This window comes from Streptomyces sp. NPDC017529 (assembly GCF_044329785.1).
Classification (GTDB): Bacteria; Actinomycetota; Actinomycetes; order Streptomycetales; family Streptomycetaceae; genus Streptomyces.
Genome location: NZ_JBIRJY010000004.1, coordinates 616,401 through 628,421, shown reverse-complemented (window position 1 = coordinate 628,421; position 12,021 = coordinate 616,401). Strand labels below are relative to the sequence as shown.

Genomic DNA, 12,021 nt, shown 5'->3' with positions numbered 1-12,021 from the left:
CGGTCAGCAGTCGCGCAACTGGGGCGACTGGTTCAGCAACTGGCCCCGGATCGAGGTGAACTTGGCCAGCCTGTCGTCCGCCGACGGGCCGAGCGGGAAGACCGCGACCCGGTGGCAGTTCTGGAACGCCAGACGCACGCCGAAATGACGCTCCAACGACCCGCGTATCGCGTCACTCGCCAGCGCGCGCAGCAGCTGACCGCGCGCCTGCTCGTCCGGCGGCGGCGTCTGGTTGTCGGCGAACTGGCCGCCGTCCACCTTCAGCCGGGCCACCAGGGAGCTGATCATCCCCCATGCGTAGGGCAAGGAGGTCCGGACGCAGTCGACAAATTCCGCTTCGTCGACCTCGCCTCGCTCGGCCTGTTCGAGGAGGGCCGGTGAGACGTCGAGCGACATGAGGTTCTCCTCTCGCGGCCCCGCCGGGGCAGGGCCTCAGGGATGGGACGGGAGGATCACGACGGAGCGTGTCCGTATCACGACCCCCTGCTTCCACGTTATGCCGCGCACCCGGCCCGCACCAGGAGATTGCAGAGACAACCGGCCGGGCGCGGGCGGGGCCCTCCAGGGGCGAATCGCGCCCGCGGCCCCCGGTCGAGTAGCGTGGCGCACCATGCGTCTCGTCATTGCCCGTTGCTCCGTGGACTACGCGGGCCGGCTCAGTGCCCACCTCCCCTCGGCCCCCCGCCTCATCCTGGTGAAGGCGGACGGTTCGGTCTCCATCCACGCGGACGACCGTGCCTACAAACCCCTCAACTGGATGTCCCCGCCCTGCACCCTCAAGGAGGGCGACGGCAGTGTGTGGACGGTGGAGAACAAGGGCGGCGAGAAGCTCATCATCACCCTGGAAGAGGTGATGCACGACTCCGCCCACGAGCTGGGGGTGGACCCCGGCCTCATCAAGGACGGCGTGGAGGCGCACCTTCAGGAGCTGCTCGCCGACCGGATCGAGACACTCGGCGAGGGCTACTCGCTCATCCGCCGCGAATACCCCACCGCCATCGGCCCGGTGGACATCCTGTGCCGTGACGCGGACGGCGGGACGGTCGCCGTGGAGATCAAGCGGCGCGGCGAGATCGACGGTGTCGAGCAGCTCACCCGCTACCTCGAACTCCTCAACCGCGACCCGCATCTGGCCCCGGTGAAGGGCGTCTTCGCGGCGCAGGAGATCAAGCCGCAGGCGCGGGTGCTGGCCACCGACCGCGGCATCGGCTGCGTCGTCCTGGACTACAACGCGCTGCGCGGCATCGAGGACGACAAGCTGCGGCTGTTCTGAGTCCGTTCCGGCCGCCTCCCGGGGGCCGGAACGCGCGCATCGGCCGGGACCCGCGCGGGTCCCGGCCGATGCGCGTTTCTCAGGTGCCGGCCGTGTTCAGGTGCCGGCCGTGCTCAGGTGTCGGTCGGGCCGCTCCCGGCGCCGGTGGTCTCCGGGTCGCTGCCGCCGCCGCTGCCGGGTGCCGGGTTGCCCGACGTCCCCGTCGGGTCGCCGCTGGTGGGCTTGTCCGTGGGTTTGTCGGTGGGTTTGTCCGTCGGCTTGTCGGTCGGCTTGTCCGTGGGTTTGTCGGTCGGCTTGTCCGTCGGCTTGTCGGTGGGCTTGTCCGTCGGCTTGCCGGACGTGCTCGGGCCGGTGGGCCGGGTGCTCGGCCCGGTCGGCGGCTTGCTGCCGTCCGTCGGCCGGGTCGTCGGGTCCGTCGCGCCGGTGCTCGGGGCGGTCGGGCCGCCGGTGCCCGGCTTGCCGCTGGTGCCGGGCGTGGCCGGGGCCGGCGAACCGTGGCCGGTGCCGGGGCGGCTGCCCTGGCCCGGCCGGGAGGTGCCGCTGCCCGGCTGGTCGGCGGGCAGGCCGCCGCCCTCCTTGCCCGTCTCGGCGGACTGCTCGGTCTTGACCTTGTCGCCCGCGCCGCCGTCGGACCCCGAGACGGCGCCCAGGGTGACGACGGTGCCCAGTACGGCGACGAGCAGCGCGCCCGCGCCCGCGGCGACCAGGTTGCGCCGGGTGCCGAGCACCAGGGCCCGGCGCCCCTTGGCCGCGCCACCGCCCTTGCCACCGCCCTTGCCGATGCCGTGGGCGGCACTGCGGGTGATCACGGTCGGCGCGGTGGCGTCGACGGCCGGCGCCGCCGCGAGGGCGGCCGGCACCCCGCCGGGCGGCGAGGCCGACTCCTCCGAGCGCGCGTCCGGGATCTCCTCGGCGGCGGCCGCCGCCGTGCCCGCCGGCGGGGTGAACGTGCCGGAGCGGTCCGCGACCAGGGCCAGGGCGCGCCGTCCCGCGACCGCGCCGCGCCGGTCGGAGAGCACGCCGCGCAGCCCTATGGACGCCTCCAGCTCGGCCCTGGCCCGGTCCAGGTTGCCGGTGCACAGCGCGAGCACGCCCAGCTCGTGGTGGAAGTACGCCTCCTCGGCGACCTCGCCGGCGATCCTGGCGGCCTCGGCGCCGTGCCGCAGGCTGCGCTCCCAGGCGCTCCAGTGCAGGGCGGCGGCGAAGGCCGGGGCGGCCGTACGGGCCAGCAGCACGGCGGCGCTGGGGTGGCCGCCGTCCCGGCTGCCGGTCAGCACGCCCATCGCGGCCAGGATCGCGTCGGACTCGGCGGCGGCCCGCTCGGGGGTGACCGAGGGGTGGCCGGCCCACCAGGCGTAGTGCTGGGCCGCGGTCAGGGCCCGTTCGCCCGCGCCCTCCTCGTACCCGGCGGCCGCGAGCTGGTCCGCCACGGTCGCGGCGAGCCGGTAGTGGGCGCCGGCCGGGGTGATCAGCCCGCAGTCCAGCAGCTCGCCGAGGGCGGCGTCGGCGTGGGTGTCCTGGGCGAGCGCGGGCAGGTGCGCCTGGTGCGGCAGCTCGCCGCCCAGGGCGACGGCGAAACGCAGCGTCTCGCGCGCCGCCGCGCTCAGCCCGGAGGCGAGCAGCGGCGCGGGCGAGGCGGCCTCGGCGACGGTCGGCAGCGGCAGGCCCCGGACGTCGTCGGATTCCGGGGACGCCTCGTGCGGCTGGTCCGCGTAGACGCCGTACTCGTCGTACACGCCCGGGGTGCCGCGCAGGCGCTGCCGCAGCAGGGCGCCGGCCTGGACGAAGCGCAGCGGCAGCCCCTCGGATTCGAACCACAGGTCGGCGGCCCACGCGGCCTCGTCGTCGGCGAGCGGGCGCCCGACGACGCCCTCCAGCAGTTCTCTGCACGCGGTGCGGCCGATCCCGCCGAGGAAGACCTCTTCGAGGTGGGAGCCGGCGGAGGGGGCCGCGACGTCGGGGGCGGCGGCGAGCAGGAAGGCGCACTCGGGCGTCGCGCCCAGCAGTTCGTCGAGCGCGGCGCCGCCGAATTCGAGGTCGTCCAGGACGACGATGGCGCCGATCTCGCCGAGCAGGCGCAGCAGCTCGCCGCGGTCGGGGCGGTGCAGCGGCGCCCGGTGGACGGCGGCGAACAGCTCGTACATCACGTCGGTGGGCGTGCGGTGGTATCCGGAGAGCCGGACCACCCCGTCGGGCGCGAGGCCCTCGCAGGCGGTGGCGACGGCGTCCAGCAGGCGTGTGCGGCCGGACCCCGAGGGGCCGGTGACGCGGACGGACCTGCCGCGGGACAGCAGCCGCACCAGCCGGTCGGTCTCCTCTTCGCGCTCCAGGAGGGCGCCCTGGCGGCCCGTGGAGACCGGCACGGCGGGCGGCTCGGCGGCGCGGGCCAGTTCGGCGCGCTCCTCGGGGCCGTGCTTGCCGGGGACGGCGGGCTGCTCGCCGGGCGGGCAGGGCTCGATCTCGCTGCCGTCGACGGGGTTGACGGTGAGCAGGTAGGGGCCCGAAACGAGCTGTACGATGCGCGCGGGCCCGCCGGGGGCGGCGCCGGAGCCGCCGCGCGCGGGCACCGGCGGCCGGCCGGGGTGCTCCTGCTCCCCGTACTCCTCAGGTCCCCGGTTGCTGTTCGGGTCCATGGTGAAAAGCCCCCCAGATGCGCTTGGCGTGCTGTCGACCGCTTGCTTGCCCGGCCGTCCGCACTCCCCCAGCCTACGACCGGGGTGCTCCCCGGCCGCCGCTTCTGGTCCGGTGCCCGCCGTGGCGTGGAAACCGGACGGCGGAGAACCGAACCTTAGACCTTCGCCCAGTATCTACGAAGCGCCGGGGTCCGTTCCTGCCCGGAACGTCACAGTGTTGTGAGAATCCTTCGCGTATGCGGCATTGATCTTGCGCCGGGGGCCGGGGCGCGTCCGTACGCCGACGTCCTCAGACCCGTGGCAGCGACTCCGCCTCGATACCGCCCTCGATGGCGAGGATGCGGTGCAGGCGGGTGGCCACCAGGAGCCGCTGCATCTGCGGCGGCACCCCGCGCAGCACGAGCCGGCGGTTGGCCCGCCCGGCGCGGCGGTGCGCGCCCATGATCACGCCGAGCCCGGTGGCGTCCCACGAGTCCAGCGCGGTCAGATCCAGCACGAGGTCGCCCTGGCCGGCGTCGACGGCGGCATGCAGGACGGTACGGGCGTCCGCCGCGCTGCGGACGTCGAGGCGGCCCCCGACGACCAGCTCGGCGTGGTCGCCCCTGATGTGCATATGCGCTCCCCGGGTGATGAGTGCTCGATCGTTACGTCTACAGAACTGACTGCCTCTCATGCGGCGAAGTTGCCGCCTGTAAGCGAACCGATACCGATTTCACCCCTGGGGGTGACGCCGCCGGACCGTGCGGCTGACGCGCCGGCTGCCGGGACGGGTGTGCCACCGGTGACCGGTGTGCCCGTTACCGGGACCGGAGCGGTGCCGGGCCCGGCACCTGACGCGGTGTCAGCGGCGGCGCGCGGGCCCGTAGCCGTCCGGCGCGGTATCAGTGCTCGTAGAAGCCCTGCCCACTCTTGCGTCCGATATCGCCGGCATCGACCATCCGCCGCATGATCTCCGGCGGCGCGAACTTCTCGTCCTGCGACTCGGTGTAGATGTTGTCGGTGGCATGCAGCAGGATGTCCACGCCGGTCAGGTCGGCGGTGGCCAGCGGCCCCATGGCGTGCCCGAAGCCCAGCTTGCAGGCGGTGTCGATGTCCTCGGCGCTCGCCACCCCGGACTCGTACAGCTTCGCCGCCTCGACGACCAGCGCCGAGATCAGACGGGTGGTCACGAAGCCCGCCACGTCGCGGTTGACGACGATGCAGGTCTTGCCGACCGACTCGGCGAACGCGCGAGCGGTGGCGAGGGTCTCGTCGCTGGTCTTGTAGCCGCGCACCAGCTCGCACAGCTGCATCATGGGCACCGGCGAGAAGAAGTGCGTGCCCACCACCCGCTCGGGGCGCCCGGTGGCCGCCGCGATCTTGGTGATCGGGATGGCGGAGGTGTTGGAGGCGAGCACCGCCTCGTCCTTCACCAGCTTGTCCAGGTTCTGGAAGATCTCCCGCTTGACGTCGATCCGCTCGAAGACCGCCTCGACGACGATGTCGGCGTCGGCGGCCGCGTCCAGATCGGTCGTGGTGGTGATCCTGGCCAGCGCGCGCCCGGCCTCGTCCGCCGCCAGCTTCCCCTTGGCGACGAACTTCTCGTACGAGGCCTCGATCCCGCCCTTGCCGCGGGCCAGCGCCCCGTCCGTCACATCGCGGAGGACGACGTCCCAGCCCGCCTGGGCCGAGACCTGCGCGATGCCGGAACCCATGAGTCCGGCCCCGATGACGGCGAGCTTCTTTGCCACTGGCTGTCCCCTAACACGCTGTGCACGTAACGGCTCTCGGCAGTGACGTTAGCGCCCACCGGCGATCGATAGGAGGGTTAGAGATGCGCGTCACGTCTCAGATGACGGACATCACACCGAGCGGCCTCACCGGCCGCCGCGCACGGCGTAGTTGAGGACCTTTCCGCCGAGCGCGTCCTCCAGCTCGTCCAGCAGGGCGAGCGCTTCGCGTGACACCTCGTCGGGTGCGCGCCCGGCCATCATCTCGCGGCCGATGTACGTCGTGAGGGTCGCGTGCACCCAGTTGAGCTGGCCCGCCACCATGAGCGGCAGCCAGTCGTCCGCCGCCGCGCCGGCCTCCTGCCGCAGGGTCTCCTCCAGGCGGGTGAGCTGCTCCTGCTGGAGGTGCCAGAGGCGGGCCTTGAGGGCCGCGGCGCCCTCGATGACGCGCATGAAGCGGTCGTAGCCCTCGGCCAGCCCGACGACGGGTGACACCGCTTCGACCTGTTCGCGCAGCTCGCGCAGGACGGCGGCGGCGGCGGACTCCCCCTCGTCCCGGCCGCGCACGTACCGCGCGAGGCGGTCCACCAGCCCGGCGCCGCGGTCCATGAAGAGGTCTTCCTTGGCCGGGAAATAGTTGTAGACCGTGTTGACCGAGACGTCGCAGACCTCGGCGATCTCCGCGATGGTCACCGCGTCGAAGCCGCGCTCCAGGAACAGGCCGGTGGCCATGTCGGAGATGTGCTGGCGGGTCTGCCGCTTCTTGCGCTCCCTGAGCCCTTCTGCCATGCGCCCATCCTAGGCCTTCTTGGACCCCATGGAATTTTGGGGCCATTGCAAATTTTAAGGCTCTCTGTTTTTCTGTCCCGCATGGCAGTCATCACCGCGTCCGGGCTGGCCCGGACCTTCACCACCCCGCGCGGCACCGTCGAAGCCGTACGCGGCATCGACCTCACCGCCGAGCGCGGCGAGATCCTCGGCCTCCTCGGCCCGAACGGCGCCGGCAAGACCACCACCCTGCGCATGCTCACCACGCTCCTCGCCCCCACCGGCGGCAGCGCGACCGTGGCCGGCTGCGACCTCGCCCGCGACCCGGCCGGCGTACGGCGCAACAGCGGATACGTCGCCCAGTCCGGCGGCGTGGACCCCGCCGTCTCCGTACGCGAGGAGCTGGTGACCCAGGGACGGCTCTACCGCCTGACGAAGGCCGCGGCCGCGGCCCGCGCCGGCGAACTGGCGCACGCCCTCGGCCTCGACGGGCTGCTGGACCGCAGGTGCGGAGCGCTGTCCGGCGGGCAGCGGCGGCGCCTGGACATCGCGCTGGGCCTGACGCACCGGCCCGCGGTGCTCTTCCTGGACGAGCCGACGACCGGGCTCGACCCCGGCAGCCGGGCCGGCCTGTGGGAGCTGGTCCGGCGGCTGCGTACGGACTTCGGCACCACCGTCGTCCTGACCACCCACTACCTCGACGAGGCGGACGCGCTCACCGACCGCCTCGTCGTCGTGGACCAGGGCGTGGTCGTCGCCGAGGGCACCCCGCGCGCACTCAAGACCGAGTACGCCGGCTCGCCCTGCGCGTCCCTTCAGGACGCCTTCCTCGCGATCACCGGGCGCGGTCCGGCACCCGCCGACAGCACCCCCGCAACCGTCTGACCACCCCTCCCCCAGGAGCCCCCGCATGCCCTCCGCCCTGTCCGACACGGCCCTGATCTTCGGGCGCTACGCCCGGCAGACCCTGCGCTCCAAGACGCAGATGTTCTTCGGCGTCCTGATGCCCCTGCTGTACCTGCTGTTCTTCGGCCCGCTGCTGACCGGTATGCCGCTGGCCTCCGAGGGCAGCTCCTGGCAGATCCTGGTGCCCGGCCTGCTGCTCCAACTCGCGCTCTTCGGCGCGTCGTTCTGCGGCTTCGCCATCATCCTTGAGAAGCAGTACGGCGTGGTGTCCCGGATGCGGGCGACGCCCGTCAGCCGGCTCGCGCTGCTGCTGGGCAGGGTGCTGCGGGACGCGGCGCTGCTCACCCTCCAGTCGGTACTGCTGGTGCTGGCGGCGCTGGTAATGGGGCTGCGGGCACCGCTGGGCGGCGTCCTCATCGGCTTCGCGTTCGTCGCCGCGACGGCCGTCGCGCTGTCCTCGCTCTCGTACGCGCTGGCCATGAAGGTCGCCACGCCGCAGGAGTTCGGGCCCGTCGTCAACGCCGCCACGATGCCCACGATGCTGCTGTCCGGCCTGATGCTGCCCATGGCCCTGGCTCCCGGCTGGCTCGACGCGCTCTCGCACGCCATGCCGCTGCGCTACCTCGTGGACGGCGTCCGCGCGGCCTACGTCGGCGACTACACCGGGGCACCCGTGCTGTACGGCGCGCTGGTCGCGGCCGGGCTCGCCCTGCTGGCCGGGGCCGTCTGCGCCCGCGCCTTCCGCAAGGCCGCGGCGTAGGCTCGCCCGTATGGTCAATCTGACGCGCATCTACACCCGTACCGGCGACAAAGGCACCACCGCCCTCGGCGACATGAGCCGTACCGCCAAGACCGATCCGCGCATCGCGGCGTACGCGGACGCCAACGAGGCCAACGCGGCGATCGGCGTGGCCATCGCGCTGGGCTCACTGCCGGAGGACGTGGCCAAGGTCCTCGTCCGGGTGCAGAACGACCTCTTCGACGTGGGCGCCGACCTGTCCACGCCGGTGGTGGAGAACCCGGAGTTCCCGCCGCTGCGCGTCGAACAGGCCTACATCGACAAGCTGGAGGCCGACTGCGACCACTACCTGGAGGGCCTGGAGAAGCTCCGCAGCTTCATCCTTCCCGGCGGTACGGCGGGCGCCGCGCTGCTGCACCAGGCGTGCACGGTCGTCCGCCGCGCCGAGCGCTCCACCTGGGCCGCCCTGGAAAGGCACGGCGACACCATGAACCACCTCACCGCCACCTACCTCAACCGCCTCTCCGACCTCCTGTTCATTCTGGCCCGCACGGCCAACAAGGAGCTGGGCGACGTGCTGTGGGTGCCGGGCGGCGAGCGGTAGGACGGGCTACTTGGACGCGGGCGGGCCCTGGTAGCCCGCCCCCGCGCGGTCGCGGTCCTGCGCGCCGCCCGGGGGCAGGTGGCCGGCCGGGGCCTTCTTCGGCCAGATCGTGTAGCTCACCGCGATCACCAGGTTGATGCCGATGACAAAGAGCATCTTGGTCTGCCAGTCGTGCAGCGAAGTGGTCTGCGCGGGATCGCCCACGTACCAGGCCGCGAGCTGCAGCAGGCCGATCGCGATGAGCGCGGCGAGGATCCAGCGGCCCGCCGACTGCCACTCGAAGACCGTGCGCTCCCTGCCGTACTTCGGCGCCGGCACCGGCGGGGGGCCGCCCGCGAAGCGGTGGGCGAAGCGCACGTCCACCCACTTGATCGTGCGGTGCCCCAGCGCGACCGAGAAGCCGATGTAGACGGCGGCCAGCCCGTGCTTGATGTCGGCCTGCGCGCCGTTCTTCAGGTCCACGGCCGTGGCGACCAGCAGGACCAGCTCCAGCACCGGCTCCAGCAGCAGTACGGCGGCGCCGGTGCGCGGCAGCTTCGCCAGGTACCGCAGGCTCAGCCCGATGGCCAGCAGTACCCAGAAGCCGACCTCGCAGATGATGATCAACGCGACGATCACGGGACTCCCCTTCTTTCCTGTCCCTTCCAGCCTCGCCCCGGAAACCGGCCGTCACCTCGTCGCACGCGATGATCCCGCACTGCATCTTTCGATGTACCGCGCGGCCGCCCCGGTTCGGCCGGGCCGTGGAGGCAGCGGAGCGCGCCGCCGTGTTTGATGGAGGCGTGACCGCACGACCCTTCGCCGCCCTCGCGCGACCGCACCGCGACGATGTGCGCATCGCGGTCTGCGGGCTGCTCGGCGGCCTGCTGCTGTACGGGCTGGGGCTGCGCACCGGCCCCCCGCTGCTGGACCTGCCCGGCCGGCTGGCACTGGTGGCGCTGGCCGTCATGGCCGGTGCCGAGCTGCTGCGCCGCGTCGCCCCGCGGACCTCGCTGGCCGTGGCCACCGCCGCGCTCGCCGTGGACGTGTGCAGCTCCGGGCTGATCGCCACGGTCGTGATGTTCACCGACATCGTGTACGCCGCGGTGCTGTACGGGCCGCCGGCCACCGCCCGGCGCGTACCGGTCATCAGCATCCTGCTCACCGTCGTCGCCACCGTCGTCCCGCCGGCGATCCTGCAGGACCCCCAGGCCCTGCTGATCGGCGTCGGCGTCGGCGTGATCACCGTCGGCCCCGCCTGGACGGGCGTCATCATCCGCGAGCACCGCAACGCCGCCCTGGCTGCCCGCCTGGAGGCCGAACAGGTCGCGCTGCTGGCCGAGATGGACCGTACGCAGGCCATCGTGGCGGAACGCGCCCGGATGGCACGCGAGTTGCACGACATGGTCGCCAACCACCTGTCCGCCATCGCGATCCACTCCACGGCCGCGCAGGCCATAGACGACCCGGCGGCCAGCCGGGAGGCGCTCGGCGTGATCCGCGAGAACAGCGTCCAGGGACTCGCCGAGATGCGGCGCCTGATCGGTCTGCTGCGGGACGAGAAGGCTCCGGGCGGTACGGCGGAGGCCCAGGCCACACCGTCCCTGGACGGGCTCGAAGCGCTGCTGGCGCAGGCTCGCGTCAACGGGGCGAGCAGCGGCCTGACGTTCGCCCTGGAGGACGCCAGGGCTGCGGGCGGCGGCGCGCGGCTGCCCGCGCCGGTCGAACTGGCCGCGTACCGCATCGTGCAGGAATCCCTGACCAACGCGCTCAAGCACGCCGCGCCCGGCGAGGTCGTGGTCCGCATCGCCCACGACCCCGGCTGCCCGCTCACCGTCCACGTCACCAGCCCCTTCGGCGACCGGCCCGGACCACGCGCGCCCGGCTCCGGTGCCGGCCTGATCGGCATGCGAGAGCGGATCGAGCTGCTCGGCGGCCGGTTCGAGGCCGGTCCGGAGGACGGCGGCGAGCCCGCCGGCAGCAAGATATGGCGGGTGCGGGCCACCCTGCCGGTCCGCGAGGAGGAAGAGGAACGATGACAGCTGCCACCGGCCGCCCGGTCCGGGTACTGATCGCCGAGGACCAGTCCGCCGTACGGGCCGGCCTCGTGCTGATCCTGCGCTCCGCCGCCGACATCGAGGTGGCGGGGGAGGCGGCGGACGGCGAGGAGGCGGTACGGCTGGCCCGCGAGCTGCGGCCCGACCTCGTGCTGATGGACGTTCAGATGCCCAAGCTGGACGGCGTCTCGGCCACCCGGGAGATCGTCGCCGAGGGCCTGGCCGACGTGCTGGTGCTGACCACCTTCGACCTGGACGAGTACGTGTTCGGGGCGCTGCGCGCGGGCGCCGCCGGTTTCCTGCTCAAGGACAGCGAGGCGGCGGCGCTGCTGGACGCGGTGCGCACGGTGGCCGCCGGCGAGGGGCTGATCGCCCCGGCGGTGACCCGCCGGCTGATCGCGGAGTTCGCCAACCCCCGCGGCGTACGGCAGCCGGGCAGCGGCTCCGCGCCGGACCCGGCCGTCCTGGACGTCCTGACCCGCCGCGAGCGCGAGGTGCTGGGCTGCCTGGGCCTGGGCCTGTCGAACGCCGGCATCGCGGAGCGCCTGGAGATGGCGGAGGCCACCGTCAAGACGCACGTCAGCCGCCTGCTGGGGAAGCTGGAGCTGCGCAGCCGGGTGCAAGCCGCGGTACTGGCGCAGGAATTGGGTGTCAGCGACGGCTGAGACGGGTGGCGGCCACCGCGGTCCCGCGTGGCGGAGGGCACCACCCACTTTGGTCCAGACCTCTTGACCGTAGGTCTGGACCTTTTTACGCTCCCTTCACATCTTTGCGGTGAGCGCGCCCCACAGCGCTCACCGGGCGGCGCAGGTTCCCCCACCTTCCCCACCCCCTTACCTGGGAGCATCCGTGACACCCGGAACCTTGACACGCACCACCCACGCCCGACGAAGAGCCCTCGCGGCCCTCACCGCCCTCCTCCTGCCCGTGGCCGCGCTCATCGGCCTGGCCGGTGCCTCCCCCGCGCACGCCGCCGAGTCGGCGACCGCCGCGTACACCAAGGTCTCCGACTGGGGCACCGGCTTCCAGGGGCAGTGGACGGTGAAGAACACCGGCACCACCACCATCAACGGCTGGACCGTCGAGTGGGACTTCCCCTCCGGCACCACCGTCGGCTCCGCCTGGGACGCCCAGGTCAGCGGCTCGGCCGGGCACTACACCGCCAAGAACCTCAGCTGGAACGGCACCATCTCCCCCGGTGCCTCGGTCAGCTTCGGGTTCATCGGCACCGGCTCCGGCGGCGGGGACGTGACCGGCTGCAAGCTCAACGGCGGCCCCTGCGACGGTACGCAGCCCGGTGACACCCCGCCCTCCGCGCCCGGCAAGCCGGTGGCGAGCAACGTCACCGACACC

The 12,021-nt window shown here is 73.0% G+C and carries 13 protein-coding genes; 7 read left to right on the top strand and 6 right to left on the bottom strand.

From position 1 onward, the window contains the following. Positions 1-3: 3 nt before the first annotated feature. The gene (locus ACH4K4_RS13490) at positions 4-396 is read right to left on the bottom strand and encodes an SCO5389 family protein (protein ID WP_398167074.1); all 393 of its coding nucleotides are present in this window, start codon (positions 394-396) and stop codon (positions 4-6) included. A gap of 214 nt (positions 397-610) precedes the next feature. Between ACH4K4_RS13490 and nucS the strand changes: the two genes are divergently transcribed. Then, entirely contained in the window at positions 611-1,273 is a 663-nt protein-coding gene (gene nucS / locus ACH4K4_RS13485; RefSeq protein WP_360132050.1) for an endonuclease NucS, read from the top strand. 113 nt (positions 1,274-1,386) lie between these two features. Here nucS and ACH4K4_RS13480 read toward each other — a convergent pair whose 3' ends face one another. The 4 genes from ACH4K4_RS13480 to ACH4K4_RS13465 all read right to left on the bottom strand — a co-directional run bounded on the left by ACH4K4_RS13480 (position 1,387) and on the right by ACH4K4_RS13465 (position 6,404). Beyond that, positions 1,387-3,906: an ATP-binding protein gene (locus ACH4K4_RS13480; protein WP_398167073.1), complete on the bottom strand. Its 2,520-nt coding sequence runs from the start codon at positions 3,904-3,906 to the stop codon at positions 1,387-1,389. Between the two features lie 289 nt (positions 3,907-4,195). After that, positions 4,196-4,519 carry an STAS domain-containing protein gene (locus tag ACH4K4_RS13475; protein WP_360132056.1) on the bottom strand — a complete coding sequence of 108 codons (324 nt, stop codon included), beginning with the start codon at positions 4,517-4,519 and terminating at the stop codon, positions 4,196-4,198. A gap of 268 nt (positions 4,520-4,787) precedes the next feature. Then, on the bottom strand, positions 4,788-5,636 hold the full coding sequence (locus tag ACH4K4_RS13470; protein WP_398167072.1) for a 3-hydroxyacyl-CoA dehydrogenase family protein: 849 nt from the start codon (positions 5,634-5,636) through the stop codon (positions 4,788-4,790). Positions 5,637-5,762: 126 nt separating this feature from the next. Continuing rightward, positions 5,763-6,404, bottom strand: coding sequence for a TetR/AcrR family transcriptional regulator (locus ACH4K4_RS13465; protein ID WP_398167070.1), 642 nt, complete (start codon positions 6,402-6,404; stop codon positions 5,763-5,765). A gap of 81 nt (positions 6,405-6,485) precedes the next feature. Here ACH4K4_RS13465 and ACH4K4_RS13460 point away from each other — a divergent pair, with 81 nt between their 5' ends. Genes ACH4K4_RS13460 through ACH4K4_RS13450 form a run of 3 tightly spaced genes read left to right on the top strand, consistent with a single transcriptional unit; the run spans position 6,486 to position 8,632 of the window. Continuing rightward, the gene (locus ACH4K4_RS13460; RefSeq protein WP_398167068.1) at positions 6,486-7,268 is read left to right on the top strand and encodes an ABC transporter ATP-binding protein; all 783 of its coding nucleotides are present in this window, start codon (positions 6,486-6,488) and stop codon (positions 7,266-7,268) included. A 25-nt stretch (positions 7,269-7,293) separates the two neighbouring features. Next, complete coding sequence (locus tag ACH4K4_RS13455; protein ID WP_398167066.1) at positions 7,294-8,049, top strand: ABC transporter permease; 756 nt, start codon at positions 7,294-7,296, stop codon at positions 8,047-8,049. A gap of 10 nt (positions 8,050-8,059) precedes the next feature. Continuing rightward, positions 8,060-8,632 carry a cob(I)yrinic acid a,c-diamide adenosyltransferase gene (locus ACH4K4_RS13450; RefSeq protein WP_398167065.1) on the top strand — a complete coding sequence of 191 codons (573 nt, stop codon included), beginning with the start codon at positions 8,060-8,062 and terminating at the stop codon, positions 8,630-8,632. Between the two features lie 6 nt (positions 8,633-8,638). Here ACH4K4_RS13450 and ACH4K4_RS13445 read toward each other — a convergent pair whose 3' ends face one another. Continuing rightward, a complete protein-coding gene (locus tag ACH4K4_RS13445) occupies positions 8,639-9,250 on the bottom strand; it encodes a hypothetical protein (RefSeq protein ID WP_398167063.1) in 612 nt (203 codons plus the stop codon). A 164-nt stretch (positions 9,251-9,414) separates the two neighbouring features. On the opposite strand from ACH4K4_RS13445, the gene ACH4K4_RS13440 reads away from it, so the two are divergent. The 3 genes from ACH4K4_RS13440 to ACH4K4_RS13430 all read left to right on the top strand — a co-directional run. Next, complete coding sequence (locus ACH4K4_RS13440; RefSeq protein ID WP_398167061.1) at positions 9,415-10,650, top strand: sensor histidine kinase; 1,236 nt, start codon at positions 9,415-9,417, stop codon at positions 10,648-10,650. After that, positions 10,647-11,333, top strand: a complete 687-nt coding sequence (locus ACH4K4_RS13435; protein WP_398167060.1) for a response regulator — start codon at positions 10,647-10,649, stop codon at positions 11,331-11,333. Before ACH4K4_RS13440 ends, ACH4K4_RS13435 begins: the two co-directional genes overlap by 4 nt. Before the next feature lie 199 nt (positions 11,334-11,532). After that, positions 11,533-12,021 (top strand): cellulose binding domain-containing protein (locus tag ACH4K4_RS13430; protein WP_398167058.1); only part of this gene is annotated, 489 nt, incomplete at its 3' end.